Source organism: Nitriliruptor sp. (genome assembly GCF_040882075.1).
Classification (GTDB): Bacteria; Actinomycetota; Nitriliruptoria; order Nitriliruptorales; family Nitriliruptoraceae; genus Nitriliruptor.
In genome coordinates, this window is record NZ_JBBEBZ010000204.1 from 25,619 (window position 1) to 45,214 (window position 19,596).

At 71.3% G+C, this 19,596-nt stretch carries 15 protein-coding genes; 6 read left to right on the forward strand and 9 right to left on the reverse strand.

The genetic code is table 11. The features are described from left to right. Position 1: 1 nt before the first annotated feature. Complete coding sequence (locus WEB03_RS14690) at positions 2 to 943, reverse strand: calcium/sodium antiporter (protein ID WP_368071667.1); 942 nt, start codon at positions 941 to 943, stop codon at positions 2 to 4. A 54-nt stretch (positions 944 to 997) separates the two neighbouring features. On the opposite strand from WEB03_RS14690, the gene WEB03_RS14695 reads away from it, so the two are divergent. Together WEB03_RS14695 and WEB03_RS14700 are read left to right on the forward strand one after the other, a co-directional pair. Beyond that, entirely contained in the window at positions 998 to 1,552 is a 555-nt protein-coding gene (locus tag WEB03_RS14695; RefSeq protein WP_368071668.1) for an FABP family protein, read from the forward strand. Positions 1,553 to 1,607: 55 nt separating this feature from the next. Beyond that, on the forward strand, positions 1,608 to 2,999 hold the full coding sequence (locus WEB03_RS14700) for an FAD-dependent oxidoreductase (protein WP_368071669.1): 1,392 nt from the start codon (positions 1,608 to 1,610) through the stop codon (positions 2,997 to 2,999). Between the two features lie 39 nt (positions 3,000 to 3,038). On the opposite strand, the gene rimK is transcribed toward WEB03_RS14700, so the two are convergent. Beyond that, on the reverse strand, positions 3,039 to 3,947 hold the full coding sequence (gene rimK / locus WEB03_RS14705; protein ID WP_368071670.1) for a 30S ribosomal protein S6--L-glutamate ligase: 909 nt from the start codon (positions 3,945 to 3,947) through the stop codon (positions 3,039 to 3,041). A 151-nt stretch (positions 3,948 to 4,098) separates the two neighbouring features. Here rimK and WEB03_RS14710 point away from each other — a divergent pair, with 151 nt between their 5' ends. After that, a complete protein-coding gene (locus tag WEB03_RS14710) occupies positions 4,099 to 4,260 on the forward strand; it encodes a DUF3309 family protein (RefSeq protein ID WP_368071671.1) in 162 nt (53 codons plus the stop codon). A 118-nt stretch (positions 4,261 to 4,378) separates the two neighbouring features. On the opposite strand, the gene WEB03_RS14715 is transcribed toward WEB03_RS14710, so the two are convergent. From WEB03_RS14715 to WEB03_RS14725, 3 genes are read right to left on the reverse strand one after another with little or no spacing between them, the layout of a single operon-like run. Then, positions 4,379 to 4,714 (reverse strand): HhH-GPD-type base excision DNA repair protein, encoded by a 336-nt coding sequence (locus WEB03_RS14715; protein ID WP_368071672.1) that lies wholly within the window; start codon positions 4,712 to 4,714, stop codon positions 4,379 to 4,381. Between the two features lie 55 nt (positions 4,715 to 4,769). Further along, complete coding sequence (locus WEB03_RS14720; protein ID WP_368071673.1) at positions 4,770 to 6,677, reverse strand: NTF2-like N-terminal transpeptidase domain-containing protein; 1,908 nt, start codon at positions 6,675 to 6,677, stop codon at positions 4,770 to 4,772. 45 nt (positions 6,678 to 6,722) lie between these two features. Beyond that, positions 6,723 to 7,748, reverse strand: a complete 1,026-nt coding sequence (locus WEB03_RS14725; RefSeq protein ID WP_368071674.1) for a DUF4349 domain-containing protein — start codon at positions 7,746 to 7,748, stop codon at positions 6,723 to 6,725. 248 nt (positions 7,749 to 7,996) lie between these two features. On the opposite strand from WEB03_RS14725, the gene WEB03_RS14730 reads away from it, so the two are divergent. Further along, entirely contained in the window at positions 7,997 to 11,698 is a 3,702-nt protein-coding gene (locus tag WEB03_RS14730) for a multifunctional oxoglutarate decarboxylase/oxoglutarate dehydrogenase thiamine pyrophosphate-binding subunit/dihydrolipoyllysine-residue succinyltransferase subunit (protein WP_368071675.1), read from the forward strand. Between the two features lie 244 nt (positions 11,699 to 11,942). On the opposite strand, the gene WEB03_RS14735 is transcribed toward WEB03_RS14730, so the two are convergent. Then, positions 11,943 to 12,893 carry a hypothetical protein gene (locus tag WEB03_RS14735; protein ID WP_368071676.1) on the reverse strand — a complete coding sequence of 317 codons (951 nt, stop codon included), beginning with the start codon at positions 12,891 to 12,893 and terminating at the stop codon, positions 11,943 to 11,945. Between the two features lie 258 nt (positions 12,894 to 13,151). Continuing rightward, the gene (locus tag WEB03_RS14740) at positions 13,152 to 13,940 is read right to left on the reverse strand and encodes an alpha/beta fold hydrolase (protein WP_368071677.1); all 789 of its coding nucleotides are present in this window, start codon (positions 13,938 to 13,940) and stop codon (positions 13,152 to 13,154) included. Positions 13,941 to 14,157: 217 nt separating this feature from the next. Here WEB03_RS14740 and WEB03_RS14745 point away from each other — a divergent pair, with 217 nt between their 5' ends. Next, entirely contained in the window at positions 14,158 to 15,543 is a 1,386-nt protein-coding gene (locus tag WEB03_RS14745) for an NADH-ubiquinone oxidoreductase-F iron-sulfur binding region domain-containing protein (protein WP_368071678.1), read from the forward strand. A gap of 56 nt (positions 15,544 to 15,599) precedes the next feature. Here WEB03_RS14745 and WEB03_RS14750 read toward each other — a convergent pair whose 3' ends face one another. Together WEB03_RS14750 and WEB03_RS14755 are read right to left on the reverse strand one after the other, a co-directional pair. Then, positions 15,600 to 16,523, reverse strand: coding sequence for a carbohydrate kinase (locus tag WEB03_RS14750; RefSeq protein ID WP_368071679.1), 924 nt, complete (start codon positions 16,521 to 16,523; stop codon positions 15,600 to 15,602). Continuing rightward, positions 16,520 to 18,124: an alpha-amylase family glycosyl hydrolase gene (locus tag WEB03_RS14755; protein ID WP_368071680.1), complete on the reverse strand. Its 1,605-nt coding sequence runs from the start codon at positions 18,122 to 18,124 to the stop codon at positions 16,520 to 16,522. Before WEB03_RS14755 ends, WEB03_RS14750 begins: the two co-directional genes overlap by 4 nt. A 265-nt stretch (positions 18,125 to 18,389) precedes the next feature. Between WEB03_RS14755 and WEB03_RS14760 the strand changes: the two genes are divergently transcribed. Beyond that, positions 18,390 to 19,589, forward strand: coding sequence for an ABC transporter ATP-binding protein (locus tag WEB03_RS14760; protein WP_368071681.1), 1,200 nt, complete (start codon positions 18,390 to 18,392; stop codon positions 19,587 to 19,589). Positions 19,590 to 19,596 lie beyond the last annotated feature (7 nt).

Consider the following 19,596-nt stretch of genomic DNA (forward strand, 5'->3'; position numbering starts at 1 on the left):
TTCAGGCGAGCAGGGGGACCGCGACCACGTAGATGAGCAGCAGCGTGGCGCCCTCCCACCTCGCGACGCGCCTGCCGGTCACCATGAACGCGGTCGCCAGGACCGCGATGCCGACCATGAGGTAGACGGCGGTGCCGGTGAGCGAGGGGTCCTGGAGGGCGCCGGGGCCGAGGTAGCCGGCCACGGCGCCGACGGCACCAGCGTTGAACAGGTTGCTGCCGAGCAGGTTGCCGACGATGAGGTCGGTCTGGCCCTTGCGTGCGGCCTGGATGGCCGTCGCGAGCTCGGGGAGCGAGGTGCCGATGGCGACGATCGTCAGCCCGACGAACCCCTCCTCCAGCCCGAGCCGTCCGGCGATGTCCACGGCCGAGACCACCAGGATCTGCGCGGCTCCGAGGGTGAACGCCAGGCCGAGCAGGGTGCGCAGCACCTCGCGTCCCGTCGACATCCCGGGGACCACCAGCTCGTCGACCTCGGCGGTGAGCTGGTCCTCCCCACCGCGGCGTGCGCCGAGGATGATCAGGGTCAACCCCACGACGAGGACGATGAGCAGGATCGTCGCCTCGCCGCCCGCGAGGCCGCCCTGGACCACCACAGCGAAGATGATCGTGGCGATCAGCGCGATCGGAGCTTCACGCTTGAGCACCGGCGAGCGGACGACGATCGGGGTGACCAGCGCGGCCACGCCGAGCACCAACGAGAGGTTGGCGACGTTCGAGCCGATGATGTTGCCGATCCCGATGTCGAGCGACCCCTGGGCGCCGGCCAGACCGGACACCAGCATCTCGGGAGCGGACGTGCCGAAGCCGATGACCACGGCTCCGATCAGGATCGGTGACAGCTTCAGGACACGCGCGACCCGCGCCGCGCCGACCACGAACTGGTCGGACGCGAACGTGAGGACGACGAGACCGCCGACGATGCCGAGCACGGAGAGGATCATGTCGCTGGACGCTAGCCTCGCGCGCCCAGTCGAAGCCGTCACCGGAGCCGCCACGTGACCACCGCCGGCAAGCCCGACGTCGGCGTGCTGCTCCACGACGTCCTCGCGCCGATCGCCGGGCTCGTCGGCAGCTTCAGCGGTGAGGGGCGGGGTGACTACCCCACCATCGACCCGTTCACCTACCGCGAGACGGTGACGGTCGGTCACGTCGGCAAGCCGTTCCTCGCCTACGCGCAACGCACCTCGCACCCGGAGACGGGTGCCCCGATGCACGCCGAGTCGGGCTACCTGCGCCTCGTTCCGCCCAGCACGTCCGCGGCTGGGGTCGGGGTGGACCCGGACGGTGGCACGCGCGTGGAGTTCGTGCTGGCCCACCCGACGGGCCTGGTCGAGGTCGAGGAAGGTGGCCTGATCGTCGACGCCTCGGGCGTGGCCACCTTCGACCTCTCGACCACGACGGTCGGCAGGGCGGGGACCGCCAAGGACGTCCGGGAGGTACGCCGGAGGTTCGTGCTCGACGGGGACGTCCTGACCTACGACGTGTGGATGGCGCACGCGGACACGCCGCTGACCCACCACCTCGCTGCGGTGCTCCGACGGGACCGCTAGCCCGTTCACCGGCTCCCACCTCGCCCTAGCCTCGGTCGCGACGAGGAGACGGAGCGTGACCGAACGTCTGGTGGTCATCGGCGGCGACGCCGGGGGTATGACGGCGGCGTCGCAGGCGCGCCGACGCCGCGGACCCGACGAGCTCGAGATCGTCGTGTTCGAACGCGGGGGCGACACCTCGTACTCGGCCTGCGGCATCCCCTACTGGATCGGCGAGGTCGTGGACACCCGCGCCGAGCTGGTGGTCCGCACGCCGGAGGAGTTCCGCGAGCGGCAGGACATCGACGCGCGCATCCACCACGAGGTGGTCGCGATCGACACCGCCGCGAGGACGGTGCGGGTCCGAGACCTCGGGTCGGGTGGCGAGGACGACCACGGCTACGACCAGCTGCTGATCGCCACCGGGGCGTCACCCCAGCGACCGGACCTGCCGGGGATCGACGGGCCGGCTGTCTTCGGGGTGCAGACCCTCGACGACGGGCAGGCGATCATCGACCACCTCGCCGGGCTGGAGCTCGATCGTGCTCCGAGGGCGGTCGTGGTCGGCGCGGGCTACATCGGCCTCGAGATCGCTGAGGCGTTCGTCACCCGAGGTATCGAGGTCCACGTCGTCGAACGCTCGCCGCGTCCGATGAGCACCATCGACCCCGACATGGGTGACCGGATCGCCGCCGCGATGGCCGGCATGGGCATCGAGCTGCACGTGTCGACCGCCGTCTCGGCGATCGAGCACGACGAGGCCGGCCGGGTGCGCGCCGTCGTCACCGACGCGGGCGAGCTGGTGGCCGATGTGGTCGTGCTCGGGACCGGGACCCGCCCGAACAGCGATCTCGCCCGCGACGCGGGCATCCCCACCGGCGCGACCGGCGGCATCGTGGTCGACGTCCGGCAGCGGACGCCGGTCGACGGCGTCTGGGCGGCCGGTGACTGCGCCGAGGTGCACCACCTGGTCACGCGCCGACCCGCCGCCATCGCGCTCGGGACCATCGCCAACAAGACCGGCCGCGTCGCCGGGATCAACCTCGGTGGCGGGTACGAGACCTTCCCCGGGGTGCTCGGGACCGCTATCACCAAGCTGTGCGGTGTCGAGATCGGCCGCACGGGTCTCGGCGAGGACGACGCGCGCGCCGCCGGGTACGAACCGGTCTGCGTGGTGGTGGAGTCGACGACCACCGCCGGGTACTGGCCGACCGCCGAACCGATCGCGGTGAAGCTGATCGCGGAGCGCCACACCGGCCGTCTGCTCGGTGGGCAGATCGTCGGCGAAGCGGGGTCGGCCAAGCGCATCGACGTGCTGGCGACGGCCCTGTGGAACCACATGCACGTCGACGACCTGCTCCACGTCGACCTGTCGTACGCGCCGCCGTTCTCGCCGGTCTGGGACCCCGTGCTGATCGCGGCGCGCAAGAGCTGGGACGCCGTGGAGGCTGATCGCGTCGACGGCTGACCCGAGTGGGACCGGAGCGCTCGGCCTTCCCGCTCGGCGCTAGGCCTTCTTCCGTGCCCGGGTGGTGGCCTTCACCTCGGCGTGGGTCTCGACGAACTCGATGACCTTGGTCGCCACGTCGATCCCGGTCGCGCCCTCGATCCCCTCGAGGCCTGGGGAGGAGTTGACCTCGAGGACGACCGGGCCGTGGTTCGAGCGCATGAGGTCGACACCGGCCACGTTCAGACCCAGGATCTTGGCGGCACGCTTGGCGATCGACCGTTCCTCGGGTGTGAGCCTGACGCGCTTGGCCTCGCCACCGCGGTGCACGTTCGAGCGGAACTCGCCGGGAGCGGCGGTCCGCTCCATGGCGGCCACGACCTTGTTGCCCACGACGAAGGCGCGGATGTCGGTGCCGCGTGACTCCTTGATGAACTCCTGCACGAGGATGTTGGCATCGAGCTGCCGGAACGCGCCGATGACCGACTCCGCGGCCTTCTTGGTCTCCGCGAGGACCACCCCCATCCCCTGGGTGCCTTCGAGCAGCTTGATCACGACCGGCGCCCCGCCGACGAGTGAGATGAGCCCGTCGATGTCCTTGGTCGAGTGCGCGAAGGATGTGACGGGGAGCCCGACGCCCTCGGCGGCCAGCAGCTGCAGGGAACGCAGCTTGTCGCGCGACCGGCTGATGGCCTGCGATTCGACGGTCGGGTAGACGCCCATCATCTCGAACTGCCGGACCACCGCGGTGCCGTAGAAGGTGTGGGTGGCGCCGATGCGGGGGATGACCGCGTCGAGCGGCGCCAGCTCGGAGCCGCCGTAGTGCATGGCTGGGCGGTGCGAGGTGATGTCGATGACGCACCGCAGGTAGTCGAGGACGCGGACCTCGTGGTCGCGTGCCTCAGCCGCTTCCTTCAAGCGTCGCGTCGAGTAGAGCGAGGAGTTGCGCGACAGGATGGCGAGCTTCATCGGATGGGCCTCGGCCGGGTTCCGAGCGGTCCCCGGGGTGGGGTGGGGCCGCTCGCGGGACGGGGGACGGTGCGCACGCTACTGCCGTCGCCGGCGGGGGATCGGTCGGCCGTCCAGGTAGCGTCGCGTCGACACCTCGACGGAGCCGCTCGTGGCCAACCTCATCCCGCTCGTCGTCATCGGCCTGCTGGCGTTCGGTGCTCTCCCGGTCTGGCCCTGGAGCCGAGGTTGGGGGTGGGCGCCATTCGGCATCGTGGCCATCGGGCTCGCGACGCTGCTGCTGTTCCGCCTGTCGATCGTGCCGGAGGCCTGACGTCCGCCGCTCGGCGCCTCGCGTTCGGGCGCTACTCAGTCGGCGTTCTTCGCGGCCTTCGCCGCCGCCTTGCGCGCTTGCTTGAACTCGCGGACCTTGGTGAGGGTGGCCGGGTCGGTCACGTCGCCGCACCGCGCCAGACGGCTCCGGCGTCGCCCCCGTGGTGGTCGACGAGGTGCTCGGCCAGGGCGTGGACCCGCTTGGCCATGGACCCGGGGTACCGGTGGATCGCCGGCTTCCGTCGGAACCGTGCCTCGAGGTCGTCCGGGTCGGTCGCGGCCACCGACCCGGGGGTCAGATCGCCATCGAGCCGTTCGGCGAGCCGGTGGGGCCCGACGAAGGCCAGTTCCATCGCGATCTGCTGGTCGAGCAGCATCCCGATCAGCAGGGCGAAGGCGTTGTCGGACAGCAGCTCGTCCGCGGGGGCGTCCCCGGTGAGCGTCAGCGTGGGCACGTCGGTCACCTCCGGTCCAGGTCCTGGCGAGGCGAACCCGGGCCCTCCCGGGCGTTCAGCGCGACCCGTCGACGGGAGCGTCGGCGAGCGCCATCAGCTCCCGCGCGAAGCGGACGGCCAGCCCTGCTGCCGATCCGTCGCTGCCGTCGTCCTCCACGAGGACGGCGATCGCGAGGTCGTCGACGGTCCCGAGGAACCACGAGTGCACCACGCCGTCGAGGCCGGCGGCGGTGGCGGCGAACCCCGCGAGGCCCTCGACCTCGTCGCTCGCCACGAGCAGCCGGCGGGTCCCGTCGAGCGCCCCCGGTGCCAGCGCCGTGCCGTCGCGTGGTCCGTCACCTGCTCCCGCGTCCTCGAGCAGGTAGGGGGGTGACCAACGGCCGGTCGCGGCGGCCGCCGCGACCGTGGCGGCGTGCAGGGGTGACACCTCGACGCGTCCCTGGCCGCTGGCGGCGACGGTCGCCTCGCCGAGGTCGACCGGGTCCGGGAACGACAACCCGTTGCTGAACAGGGGCAGGTCGAGGTCCCGGCCGGCGCCGAACCGGGCAGCCGCCTCGCCGAGCGGACCAGCGCCGAGCTCCGCGCCGAGCGCAGCCAGCGAGGTGGCGCAGCCGCCGGTCGCAGCGACGGCCAGGGGGACGCGGCCGAGGTCCGCACCGGCCACGTTCTCGACGCGTCGGCCGGCGTGCACCGCCTCGGCCGGGCAGTCGACGTCGTCGGTCGGGTCCCCGCCGGCAGCGACCCAGGCGTCGATCACGACGGGGGCGAACGCGGGCCCGGGCGGGTACCGGCCCTGCAGGGCCCGGTCGAACTCGTCGAGCGGCCGGCTCGCGCTGCCGCGGATGGCGCCATCCTCGGTGTCGACCACGACGATGGCGGCGCCGCTGTCGCGACCGAGCAGCGTGTTCTCGATGGCGCGCTGGACGGTGACGTCGAGGGTGGTGGTGAGCGGACCGGCGGTGGGACCCCCGTCGGCGTCCACGGTCGCGAGCGTCGCGCGGACCGGACCGGACTCGCCGTCACGCAGCTCGACCTGGATCAGCTCACGCCCGGTGAGGTCGGCTTCGAGCGCCTGCTCCAGACCGGAACGGCCCACGATGTCGCCGGGCTCGTAGGGCGGGCCGAGCCGCTCGAGCTCCTCGGCGGTGGCCTCTCCGGTGCGACCGACCACGTGGACCGCGAACCCGTCGGCCAGCAGCGACCTCGCGCCGTCCTCGGTCCGGCGCAGGATCCCGGCCACGCCGACGACGCTCGGTCCGGCGTCCCGTGCCTCGTCCGCGGACAGCGACACCACCGGGTAGAACCACCCGTCGACGAGCCCGCGCTGGCCGAGCACGCGGGCAGCGGTGTCGCCACTGCCCGGGATCGCCGCCTCGAACGCGGCGACGACCTCGTCGACGTTGCTGACCGCGCCGGGTTCGACCCCGAAGGTCACCCGCTGCCCCGGCCCCGCCAGCGGTGTGCCGTCGGTGGCCAGGATGGGGGCGCGGTCGACCTCGACGGTCGTCGTGACGAAGCGCAGACCGGGCCGCCAGTCGGGGTGGAGCGAGGCCGGCTCCCAGGCGATCCCCCAGCGTCCACGCTCGCGGAGCAGGCGAAGCTCGACCTCCCAGCCGAGCTCTCCCACGGTGGGCAGGTCGGCGGTGACGGTGACGGTCGCGGTCGCCCGACCGTCGACGTCCTCGGCCAGGGCGATGCGCTCGGTGATCAGCGCCTGCAGGGCGAGGCCATCGCGCAGCTGTTCGTGGGCGGTGACGAAGACCTCGGGTGGGTCGCGGACGAGCTCGGCCATCGCGTCGTGGTCGCCGCGTTCCCAGGCGTCGAGGTAGGCGTCGACGGTCTCCGCGGGGACGTCAGCCGCCGTCTCCTGCGTGGGGTCGTTCGCGTCGAGCGCCCGCAGGACGACGAACACGGCGGCGCCGAGCACGAGGATCGCGGCGAGACCCGCCAGGACCTGGCGCAACCGCTACCTCCCGGGAGTCGCGTCCGGGGCGACGCTAGCGAGGCCTCAGCCGGTCGGCGGTGGGGGCCCGTCGACCGCCGGGGGTCCCGTCGGCACGTGTCCGACGTGGGCGTCGTCCGAGCGGCGTCGGAGCCACCGCCAGATCAGCAGCGGCGGGCCGAGGAGGATCAGCGCGATGGGCAGCGCGGTGACCACCAGCCAGATGGCCGCATCGGCTACGGCGGCGAGTGCCCGACCGGTGGCGGCGACCGCCTCCTGGAGGGTCCGCAGGGGCGCCCAGCTCGAGGTGGGGATGGGGGTCGCGCTGCGCGTCGAGGTGAGCGTCACGGTGATGGTCGACAGTGCCACCCGCTCCTCGAGACCGTCACGCTGGGCGCGGATGCGGTCGATGTCGGAGCGGACCGACTGCAGCCGCTCGACGATCGGCAGCAGGTCGTCGGGGTCCGAGGTGCCGGCGCGCACCTCGGTGAGCAGCTCGCGCAGCTCGCCCTCGTAGGCGGTGAGGTTGGTCAGCTGCGCGCGGAGGTCGGTCAGCTGTGCACCCACGTCCTGCTCCTCGATCCGACGGACGGGGGCGTCCACGGCGAGGGCCTCGAAGGCGTCCAGCGTCTCGAGGAGGGCCGCGCTCGGCACGCGGACGGTCACGGTGCCGTGCAGCTCTCCTGAGTGGTCGTCGCGCGCCAGGTCGGCCAGCGCGACGAAGCCCCCGTTGGCCTCCGCGGCGTCCGCCACCTCGGCGACCGCGGCTTCGGGGTCCTCGAGCTCGAGCGTGATCCACGCCGTGCGGATCCGTTCGCGTCCGAGCGCGGCCAGTTCGGGCGCCGGTGCTGGCTCTCCGGTGGTGCCACCGCCGGGCTCGACGGCGTCGTCGAGCCCCTCGGCCTCCTCCCCGCCACCGGAAGCCTCGCCGTCGGCCCAGTCGCGGTCGACCGCCGGTGCCTCGGCAGAGGTATCCGTCGCCGCCTCGTCCGCTGCGGAGCACGCGGTGAGGAGGGTGAGCAGCGCGAGGACCGCGGCGATCCCACGGCGTCGCCGCTGCGGGGTGGGGGGACGGTTCGCGTCGGACTTCACGGGGGCTCCGAGCTGATGGGGGCGGTGGGCGATGGCCGGTGGGACGTTCGCTGGCACCGACGGGTTCCACGGTCGGACGTCCCAACCCCGGTCCGGCTTGACGGGGGGTGCGGCGGTAGGTTCGATCGCGCGCGACAGGGGCTGTCCGGGTCCGTTCGCCTCGGACCTCGTCGGACACCGCCACCGCGCGTCCCGAGCCCGCCCTGCTCCCTTCCGCGGTCCCCGCCGCGTCACCGAAAGCCCGCCACGTGGCACGCACCCCGGACGCACCCTCCAGCTCGCGGTCCGAGCTGAACGCCTGGCTCGTCGAGGAGATGTACGAGCAGTACCGCCAGGACCCCGACTCGTTGTCGGCATCCTGGCGGGACTTCTTCGCCGACTACCGACCCGACGGTGCCGACGACGTCTCCGGCGAGTCGGGTGCGCCACGGACCGACGCTCCGAAGGGGAAGGCGGACGACGCGGAACGCGCGAGCTCCAACGGCGCGGCCAAGGAGGCCAAGGACGCTGCCGCACCCGCGCGCCCCCGGGCGGCGGCGACCCTCTCCGAGGACGGACCCGAACCGCAACGCCTGCGCGGAGCGGGTGCCCGCATCGTCGACAACATGGAGACCTCGCTCGGCGTCCCGACGGCGACCTCGGTCCGTGACGTGCCGGCGAAGCTGCTCGAGGTCAACCGGACCATCGTCAACAACTACCTGCGTCGCACCCGGGGCGGGAGGGTCTCCTTCACCCACCTGATCGCCTACGCGATGGTGAAGGCCGCCAAGGACGTCCCGGCGATGACCAAGGTCTTCGCCGAGGTCGACGGCAAGCCCGCGGTCGTGCAGGCCGAGAGCTTCGGGCTCGGCCTCGCCGTCGACATCGAGAACGACGACGGCAGCCGCTCCCTGCTGGTGCCCGTCATCCAGGACGCCGACACCCTCTCGTTCGAGGCGTTCCTGCGCGCCTACGAGGAGATCATCCGCAAGATCCGCACCAAGAAGCTCGACCCGGCGATGTTCAGCGGCGGCGTGATCACGATCACCAACCCGGGGACCATCGGCACGGTCCACTCGATCCCGCGCTTGATGGCCGGTCAGGCCGCGATCTTCGGGGTCGGCTCGATCGACTACCCGCCGGGCTACCAGGCCGCCGACCCTCGCACCCTCGCCAAGCTCGGTGTCGGCAAGGTCATCACCCTCACCTCGACCTACGACCACCGGGTCATCCAGGGGGCCGAGTCGGGGCTGTACCTCAAGCGTGTCCACGAGCTGCTGCTCGGCGAGGACGGGTTCTACGACGACGTCTTCCGCTCGCTCGGGCTGCCGTACGAGCCCGCCCGGTGGCGGACCGACTCCTCGGCCATGGGGTCCGAGGACGATCTGCTCGAGAAGCAGATGAAGGTCGGCCAGCTCGCCAACATGTACCGGGTCCGTGGCCACCTCATCGCTGACCTCGACCCGCTCCGGCAACGTGATGCCGAGATGCATCCCGAGCTCGACCCCACCTACTACGGGCTGTCGATCTGGGACAACGATCGCGAGTTCGTCAGCGATGTCGGTGGCACGGTGGGCAAGCGGCCGCTCGGCAGGATCCTCGGGGTCTTGCGCGACGCGTACTGCCGCACGATCGGCATCGAGTACGGCCACGTGCTCGACCCGGAACAGAAGCAGTGGATCCGGGACCAGGTCGAGGGCGTCCACGAGGACGTGCCGTCGGAGGACCAGGCCTGGATCCTCGAGCGACTCAACTCCGCGGAAGCGTTCGAGTCGTTCCTACACACCAAGTACACCGGTCAGAAGCGGTTCGGGCTCGAGGGCGCGGAAGCGCTCATCCCGCTGCTCGACGCCGTCTGCGAGGCTGCAGCCGACGACGGCATCTCCGACATCGTCATGGGCATGGCGCACCGCGGCCGGCTCAACGTCCTGTCGAACATCGTGGGCAAGTCGCACGCCCAGATCTTCGGGGAGTTCGAGGGGCACATCGACCCCGACACCGTGCAGGGCTCGGGCGACGTCAAGTACCACCTCGGCACCGAGGGCACCTACACCGCTCGCTCCGGCAACGAGGCCGCGCTCCGGCTGCTGCCGAACCCGTCCCACCTCGAGGCCGTCGACCCGGTCGTCGAGGGCGTGGCGCGGGCCATGCAGGACCGCTACGACCGCGGCGACGAGGGCGTCTTCCCGGTGCTGCCGTTGCTGATGCACGGTGACGCCGCGTTCGCCGGCCAGGGCGTGGTCGTCGAGACGCTCAACCTCTCGCAGCTCCGCGGCTACCGGACCGGCGGGACGGTCCACGTGGTGATCAACAACCAGGTGGGCTTCACCACCTCGCCGGACTCGTCACGCTCGTCGTTCTACGCGACCGACGTGGCCAAGGCGATCCATGCCCCCGTGCTGCACGTCAACGGTGACGACCCCGAAGCGGTGGTCCGCGTCGCTCGGCTGGCGTTCGACTACCGCCAGCGGTTCCACCGCGACGTGGTGATCGACCTCGTCTGCTACCGGCGACACGGACACAACGAGACCGACGACCCGTCGTTCACCCAGCCCCAGATGTACGAGATCATCGACAACCGCCGCTCCTTGCGCAAGCTCTACACCGAACGGCTCGTGCGGCGCGGCGACATCTCCATCGAGCAGGCCGAGGAGTTCCTCGCCGACTTCGAGGAGCGTCTGCAGGCCGCGTTCGACGAGACCAAGCAGGCCGCGCCGCCCGAGCCGCCGAAGGCCATCCGTCCCGAGGAATCGACCGAGCTGCTGCCCGCCGTCGAGACCGGGGTGGAGCAGGAGGACCTCGACCGCATCGCTTCGGTGCAGTTCGACGTGCACGACGGGTTCTCACGCCACCCCAAGCTCGACCGCATCTTCAAGAAGGCCCGGGAACGCTACGAGTCGGGAACCATCGACTGGGCGCTCGGGGAGACCTTGGCGTTCGGGTCACTGCTCCTCGAGGATATCAACGTGCGGGTCGCTGGCCAGGACTCCCGCCGCGGCACGTTCTCCCAGCGGCACGCCGTACAGGTCGACTTCCACACGGGCGAGGAGTACCTGCCGCTCGCGAACCTGTCCGAGGACCAGGGCAAGTGGTTCATCTACGACTCGTTCCTGAGCGAGTACGCGGCGCTCGGGTTCGAGTACGGCTACTCGGTTGAGGACAAGGACGCCCTGGTCTGCTGGGAGGCGCAGTTCGGCGACTTCGTCAACGGTGCCCAGATCGTCATCGACCAGTTCATCGTCGCCGCCGAGGACAAGTGGGACGACACCTCCGGTCTCGTGCTGCTGCTACCGCACGGCTTCGAAGGGCAGGGCCCCGAACACAGCTCGGCCCGCATCGAGCGTTTCCTGATCCTGTCGGCCGAGGACAACATCCAGGTCGTCAACGCCACGACCGCGGCGCAGTACTTCCACGTCCTGCGTCGGCAGATGCACCGTGATGTCCGCAAGCCACTGGTGATCTTCACGCCGAAGTCGCTGCTGCGGTCGCCGAACGCCTTCAGCGACCTGTCCGAGTTCACCTCCGGGTCCTTCCGCGAGACCCTCGACGACCCGGCGTTCTCCGACGCCGCCGACGAGCCGCGGGACCCGGAAGCGGCCCGGACCGTCGTGCTGTGCTCCGGCAAGGTGGCCTACGACATCGTGGCAGAACGCGACGAACGCGGCCTCGACGTGCCGGTCGTCCGCGTCGAGCAGCTCTACCCGTTCCCGCTGACCCAGCTCCGCGACATCCTCTCGCGCTACCCGAACGCCGAGGACGTCGTCTGGGTGCAGGAGGAGCCGTCGAACATGGGGCCGTGGAGCTTCGTGGACGGCCGGCTCTGGAACCTGCTCGACGAGCTCGGGGACGGCCGTCAGCTGCGCCACGCCGCCCGCGTCCCGTCGGCCTCACCCGCTGCCGGTCAGTCGGTGGTCCACGGCCAGGAGCTCGAGCAGCTCCTCGAGGACACCCTCGGCCCGGTCGACAGCTGACGTTCGCCGGCACGCCCGGCGCGCCGCCCGGCGGGCTGGGCATCCGGGCCCGCCGCCCGGACCCCTCCACCGCAACTTCCTGGGCTCCAGCCCAGGAAGTTGCGTGTGCGGCTGGGTGCACGCCGCTGCTCCTGCAACTACCTGGACCCCAGACCAGGAAGTTGCATCTGAGGCCGCCCCGCGCCAGTGGCTCCGCACGTCCCTGGGTCCCGGCCCAGGAGGTCGCACCGGTCGGTCGAGTGGATCAGGTGGAGCTCGCGGTCGTGGCGAGCGGTCGAACCGCCACAGGCGGGAGGACACCGAGCTCGTGTGCTCGGACCGTGAGCGTTCCAGCCATCGTTGCGACGAGGGCGACCGGCTCACGCAGGTCGTGCTTGGTGACGTAGCCGAGGCGGATGCCCTCCTCGCGGAGTTCGGTGTCGCGGGCGTCATCCTCGAGGCGCGCGGCGACGTAGGCGTGGTCGACCTCGCCGAGGTACTCGTAGCCGTACCGGCAGCGTCGCGAGTAGAAGTCGACCCGCCGCCGTGGGGTCACCCAGACCTGTGGCTCGAACCGAGGTTCGAAGCCGGCGAGGATCGGCGCGAGCATGCGCTCACCCTCGCTCTCGATCTCCGCCCCGCCAGCCCGGTCGAGAACCTCCTCGAGCCGTTCGGCACCGGGTGTGAGACCACGAAGCTGCTCGACCCGTCGTCGGAGTCGGTCGAGGGTGACGAGGTTGCGGTGGCGCAGGTGGTCCAAGGCGAGCCTGAGGTCACGCTCGGAGGCGTCACCGGCCGCATCGATGAGCGCATCGAGCGGGCCGGTCGTGCGGACCTCGCCGTGCACCGCCACCGCCCGGCCTGGGTCAGGGTCGCGGCGGCACGGGAACTCGACGCCACAGATCCTGCGGTGGGGGCGCAGGAGGATCTCGAACGCTTCGGAGCCGATGAACGACGGCACCTGGAAGAGGTGGAGGACGAGCGGACCCGTGACCGTTGCAAGCGGCCGAGCTCGCAAGGCGGCTGCGAAAGCGGCCTGCTCAGGCAACGGCGCGCTGCCCGGGATCCGGGTGACGCCGTGCTCCAGACGTTCCAGGTGTCCGTTCCGGAGGAGGTCGTCGATGACGTGCTGTGGCAGCCACCGTCGGAGCTGGTGACGAGCGAGCACGCCACGTTGGGCCTCGCAGAGCTTGATGGCTTCCTCGGGGAGTCGCATGCGCAGATGATGGATGCGCAGCGGGCCCTTGGGGGGAGCCGGCTCTCGAGCCTGTGGATAGACACTGCGGGGAGCGGACCGAGAACGTCCGTGGCACCCGGTCGGCGCGCGGGCAGCCGAGGGTCCGTCAGCTCGTTCGGACAACTCCCTGGGCCTGAGCCCAGGGAGTTGTCAACGAGGCGCGTCGGATCCGCACATGCCGCCTCGGGGCTGCAACTCCCTGGGGCCCAGCCCGGAAAGTCGCACGTAGCGGGGTCGTCAGGCGGGGAGGCCCTCGAGGAAGTCGCGGAGCGCGGCGTTGACCTCGTCCGGGTGGGAGAGGTTGGTCGCGTGCGCCGCGCCCTCGACCACGACCAGGCCGCGGCTGTCGCGGATGCCGTCCCGGAGCTGCTCGGCCCGTTCGACCGGGATGGCGAGGTCCTGGGAGCCGTGGACGATCAACGTCGGGGCGTCGATCTCGTGGAGGCGGTCGCTGATGTCATCGCGGTCGAGCAGCGCCGGTGCTGCCGTGACCAGCCGTTCCGCGGGCCACTCGGCCCACTTGGCCTTCCACCGCGGTTCCTCGTCCGGATCGCCGATGATGAGCCCGGCGACGACCGTGGCGAGCTCCTCCTGGTAGCCGTTCTCGACCCAGGTGTCGATCATCGCCCGGTACCCGGCGATCTTGTCGTCGTCCTCCGGCGGCGCCTGCGTGTCGATCAGGACCAGCGCACGGACCCGGTCGGGGTGCAGCAGGGCTGCACGCAACGACAGGTAGCCGCCCTGGGACATCCCGGTGAGCACCGCCCGTTCGATGCCGAGCGTGTCGAGCAGTCCGAACAGGTCACGCGCCGAGTCCCAGTAGGAGAACGGCTGCCCGTCGGTCTCGGTCCGACCGAAACCGCGTTCGTCCCAGGTGACGACCCGGTACCTCGGCGCGAGCTCGGCGACCTGGTGGCGGAACATCTCGTGGTCCATCAGGAAGCCGTGGCTGAACACCAACGGTGGGCCGTCACCGCCGGTGTCCTCGTAGAACAGGCGCTGACCGTTGACGTCGGCGTACGGCACGAGGGCTCCTTCCGAAGCGGTGCGGTGCGGTGCGGTGCGGTGCGGTGCGGTGCGGACCGTCGTCCGCGGGCAGCGACCGTAGCCGGGTGTCGGTGCTCGCCCTCGGCGTCGTGGCCCGCGACCAGGCATGCTCACCGCACAGGTGCACGCGCTCGACCTCGACCGCTCGACCGCTCGACCGCTCGTGTGCCGTCCGTTCCCCCGTAGAGGACACCCCGTGGTTCGCGACACCGATCGTCTCCTCCCCGAAGGACCCGTCCGCTCGCTCGACGACCACCTCGCCGCAGGTGGCGGCCGGGGTCTGCAGCGGGCACTCACGCTCGAGCCCGACGAGGTGACCGAGCTCGTCGACCAGGCGGGCCTGCGGGGTCGGGGCGGTGCGGGGTTCCCGACGGCTCGCAAGTGGCGAGGTGTCCTCGAGAACGCCGCCGCAGCGGGCGTGGCCCCGACGCTGGTCGCCAACGGCGCCGAGGGTGAGCCAGGGACCTACAAGGACCGTGTCCTGCTCGAGCAGCAGCCGTTCGCGTTCCTCGAGGGGGTCTGCATCGCCCTGCACGCGACCGGTGCGTCCGCGGCGTACGTCGGGACCAAGGCCAAGTTCACGCAGCCGGTCGCCGCACTCAGCGCCGCCCTGACGGAGGTGCGCGAGGCCGGCTGGGCCGGTGCCGACCGCATCGAGCTGGTCCTCGGCCCGGACGCGTACCTGTTCGGCGAGGAGACGGGGATGCTCAAGGTCATCGAGGGTGAGCTCCCGCTGCCTCGCGTGGTCCGTCCCTACGAGGAGGGTCTCTTCTCGACGGCCACCTCGCCGAACCCGACGGTGGTGAACAACGTCGAGACGTTCTCGCACCTGCCACGCATCGTGGCGGACGGGCCCGACGGCTTCCGGGAGGCGGGCACGGAGGCCTCACCGGGGACGATGCTGTTCACCGTCGTCGGCGACGTCGAGAGCCCCGGGACCTACGAGCTCGCGCTCGGCACCCCGCTGCGCACCCTGCTCGTCGACATCGCTGGCGCCCGTGACATCAAGGTCGTCGCGCCGGGGACCAGCAGCGGGTTGATCACCCCGGCGATGCTCGACACGCCCCTCGACTTCGACGCGATGCGCGAGGCGGGGACGGGCCTCGGGTCGGGCGGGTACGTCGTCTATGACTCGTCGCGCTCGATCGTCGACGTGCTGGCCACGCTCATCCACTTCCTCGCGATCGAGTCGTGCGGGCAGTGCAACGCCTGCAAGCTCGGCAACGGCGAGATGGACGCGATCCTCGCGTCGATGCAGCGCGGCGAGGCGACCCAGACCGACCTCGAACGGATGGTCGTGCGCTCGCACACCGTCACCGACCAGAACCGGTGCTACCTGCCCGTCGGCTCCCAGGCCCTCGTCGGGTCCGCGGTGGACGCGTTCGTCGACGAGTTCGTCGCGACGGTCGAGGCGGGTGAGCCCACGCCCGCGGACCTGCCCGTGCCGCTGATCGAGCACATCGACGAGGCGACCGGCACGGTCACCTTCCAGGAGCGTTACCACCTGAAGCAACCCGACTGGTCCTACGCCGACCAGGACCCGGGTGAGGAACGGCTCGCGGCCCTACGCAGCGACGACTGAAGCGCCCTCCCCGCCCGGGACCGGTGACCGCGGGTGGTCCGCCCGGTGCGTCGTTGTCAGCTCGCGGTGAGCTCAGCCGCCGTCGGCGGGTCCGCACCCTCACGGCCACACGTGATCGTGGCCACGTGCACCGCGTGGGACAGCGCGTCCGTGATCGTTGCCGGGTCGGCGGCTCGCAGCGCCCGGCGGTCGAGGTGGCCGCTCTCCGCCAGTCGAGCGAGCAGACCGGCGGTGAAGGCATCTCCGGCGCCGACGGTGTCCACGACCTCGACGGGACGCCCCACCACCTCGAGGTGCCCCGCCGCGCCGAACGCCACCGCGCCATCCGGGCCGCGGGTCACCACCACGAGGGCCGGACCCGTCCCGGCCCACCGCTCGGCAACGTCGAGGGGGTCCTCGTCCGGGTACAGGTGGGTGAGGTCCTCGTCGCTGACCTTCACGAGGTCGCACACGGTGACGGCCTCCTCGAGCGCGGCGACGGTCTCGGCGAGCTCGCCGATGGCGGTCGGGCGCACGTTGGGGTCGAGGCTCACGACCCGGCGGCCCGCTTCCCGACGCAGCATCGCGACCGCAGCTCGGCCCGCGGGCGCGTGCGTGGCCCCGATGGCGCCGAACGAGACGTGGAGGGCCGCGCCGTCGGGCAGCGTCGCGGTGGACGGCGCGCTCGCCGAGGTGCCGTCGAGGTAGAAGCCGTACGCCGCGCGGCCCTCGGCATCGAGGTGCACGACCGCGAGCGTGGTCGGCAGATCGACCGGCGTGAGCAGGTCGAGGGCGACCCCGGCGTCGTCGAGGCGGGTCGCGATCAGGTCACCGAGGCCGTCGGTCGACACGGGTCCGCAGAACGCGGTCAGGACCCCCAGGCGCCCGAGTCCCACGGCGACGTTGACGGGTGATCCGGCCGCGGACGGCCACAACGCGTCGCCGCGGGGGACGAGATCGATCAGGGCCTCCCCGGCGACCACGACCGCCGGTCGGATCACGACCGCGCCGTCCGGTCGACGACGAACGCGGTGCAGTCCGGTGGCAGGCGCAGGGCCCCGTCCTCGACGGTGGCCCCATCGGCGCTGGCGTGGACGAGCTCGACGTCCCCGACCTCGAACGTCGCGACGGCACCCTGGTCCGCACCATCGGCGGCGACGTGCAGCACGGCGGTCGTCGACCCGCGGCGGACCGCCACGAGCGGACCGTCAACGTCGGGCCAGCTGGCGGTCAGGTCGTCGCGGAGGTCGGGTAGCTGCCGCCGGGTGGCCAGCAACGCGCGGGTCCGCTCGAGCGCCGAGCCGGGATCGCCCGCCTGGACCGATGCGGCGTGCTCGTCGGCGTCCGGCCGGCCGAACGGCAACCAGGGGGTGCCGGTGGTGAAACCGTGTCCGGGTCCCGGTTCCCAGATCATCGGGGTCCTGCTGCCGTCACGTCCGACCGCGCCGGGGTTGCGGACCGCGATGGGGTCGGCGAACGCGCCGCTGACCTCGCCGTCGTCGAGTCCGAGCTCGTCGCCCTGGTAGAGGAAGGGCACGCCCGGAAGAGCGCAGAGCAGCGCGAAGTAGGCCGCCGATCTGCGGGCACCGACCTCTCCGCCGCCGAAGCGGGTGGCGGCGTGCGGATCGTCGTGGCTCGACAGCGGCCAGGCGAACGCGTCACCACCGGCCGCGACGCTGCGCTCGAGCATCGAGCGGATCGCCTCGGCATCCCACGGGGTGCGCAGCACCGGGAAGCAGAACGCGAGGTCGAGCCCGTCCCCGTCACGGACGTACCGGGCGACCTCGTCGGTGTCGAGCAGGTAGACCTCGCCGAGGAGCAGCCCGTCGTGGCTCTCGAGCACGCGCGACCAGCGCCGGTAGATGTCGAGGACCTCCGGTCGGTCCTGGTCGTGGACGTGGTCGTAGGCGTCGAAGACCTCCGATGGCGATGCGCCGGGAGGCGGAGGGGCGCCGCGCAGGGGGTTGTCGAGGAAGTCGGGGTGCTCGATCAGCGAGTGAGCCACGTCGATGCGGAAGCCGTCGACGCCGAGCTCGGCCCAGGCGCGGAGCACGTCGTCGAACGCGTCACGCACCTCCTCGTTGGCCCAGTTGAGGTCGGGTTGCTCCGGCAGGAACAGGTGCATGAACCACTCGCCGGACGGCTCGTCGTAGGTCCACGCCGGGCCGCCGAAGTTGCTCACCCAGTTGTTCGGGGGGCTCCCGTCGGGACCACCCTCGCGCCACACGTACCAGTCACGGTGACGGGCGTCGGGCCCGCTGCGAGCGTCCACGAACCAGGGGTGTTGATCCGAGGAGTGGTTGGGGACGAGGTCGATGACGATGCGGAGGCCGAGGTCGTGCGCCTCGGAGACCAGCGCCGCGACGTCGTCGAGCGAACCGAACATCGGGTCGACGCCGGTGTAGTCGGCGACGTCGTAGCCGTGGTCAGCACCCGGGGAGGGGTAGAACGGGGTGATCCACACGATGTCCACGCCGAGATCGGCGAGGTACGACAGGCGGGCACGGATGCCCGCGAGGTCCCCGACCCCGTCGCCGTCGCTGTCGGAGAACGAGCGGATGTAGATCTGGTAGCCCACCGCACCGCTCCACCAGGACGTCACGTGTCGCTCCTCTCGTCGCCTCGGTCGCCGGGAACGGCGCACCTCGCCGCACCCTGCCAGAGCGCGTCGCGTCGTCGCTACGTCGACCCCTGAACGCCCGGTCCGATGGACGGCTGCCGAACGCCGGTGCGGTGACTAGCGTCGAGTCGAGGACCGGCACCGCCGAGACGGGAACTGGCGCTTGCCGGGACGCGGCCCCTGGTGGCAGGGTGGTCGCGGGAGAGCGCGTCGACCTCCGGGTCGCGCCGGCAGGGAGGGCTTGGACGTGGCGAAGGTCGTCTTCGAGGACGTGAACAAGATCTACCCCGACGGGACCCAGGCGGTCTTCGACCTCAACCTCGAGGTCGAAGACGAGGAGTTCGTCATCCTGGTCGGTCCGTCCGGGTGCGGGAAATCGACCGCCTTGCGGATGGTCGCCGGGCTCGAGGACATCACCTCCGGCAAGCTCACCATCGGTGACCGGGTCGTCAACGACCTGACGCCGAAGGAGCGCGACATCGCGATGGTGTTCCAGAGCTACGCGCTCTACCCCCACATGTCGGTCGCCGACAACATGGGGTTCGCGCTCAAGCTCGCCAAGGTGCCGAAGGAGGAGATCGAGGAACGGGTCGGCAAGGCGGCCGACATCCTCGGACTCACCGAGTACCTCGAACGCAAGCCGAAGGCCCTCTCGGGTGGGCAGCGTCAGCGCGTCGCCATGGGTCGCGCCATCGTCCGTAGCCCCCAGGCGTTCCTGATGGACGAACCGCTGTCGAACCTCGACGCCAAGCTCCGCGTCCAGATGCGTGCCGAGATCGCCGCCATCCAGGACCGCCTCGGCGTCACCACCGTCTACGTCACCCACGACCAGGTCGAGGCGATGACGATGGGCGACCGGGTCGCGGTCCTGAAGGCCGGTCACCTGATGCAGGTCGATGCGCCGCAGACCCTCTACGACTCACCCGACAACCTGTTCGTCGCCGGCTTCATCGGTTCGCCGTCGATGAACCTCGCGGAGGCGACCGTCCGTAAGCGGGACGGGCAGGTCTTCGTCGAACTCGACGGCGGGTCGACCACGATGCGGGTCGACGAGCGGGCGCTCGACAAGTACCCCCACGCGGCCGATCACGACGGCGGCCAGGTCGCGGTCGGGATGCGTCCCGAGCACTTCGCGCTGGCGGAGGACGTCGGGCCCGACCAGGTCTGGAACGGTCGCGAGATCACCCTCGTCGAGATGCTCGGTGCGGAGATGCTCGTCCACTTCAAGACCCAGTCGCCACCCATCGTGTCCGACGACATGCGTGAAGCCATCGACGACGAGGAAGCCTTCGAGGACCTCAAGCGCCAGGCAGCGTCCGGCGGCCAGACCTTCACCGCTCGCTTCGCGCCGGGGAACCCGCCGAAGGTCGGCGAGAACAAGGATCTGGGCTTCCGGACCGAACACCTGCACTTCTTCGACCACGAGACCGGGAAGACACTGCGCTGACCACCCG

Bases quoted from the DNA above. Each gene is read 5' to 3' on its own strand.
- WEB03_RS14690 (WP_368071667.1), bottom strand. From the start codon at position 943: ATGATCCTCTCCGTGCTCGGCATCGTCGGCGGTCTCGTCGTCCTCACG.
- rimK (WP_368071670.1), bottom strand. From the start codon at position 3,947: ATGAAGCTCGCCATCCTGTCGCGCAACTCCTCGCTCTACTCGACGCGA.
- WEB03_RS14735 (WP_368071676.1), bottom strand. From the start codon at position 12,893: ATGCGACTCCCCGAGGAAGCCATCAAGCTCTGCGAGGCCCAACGTGGC.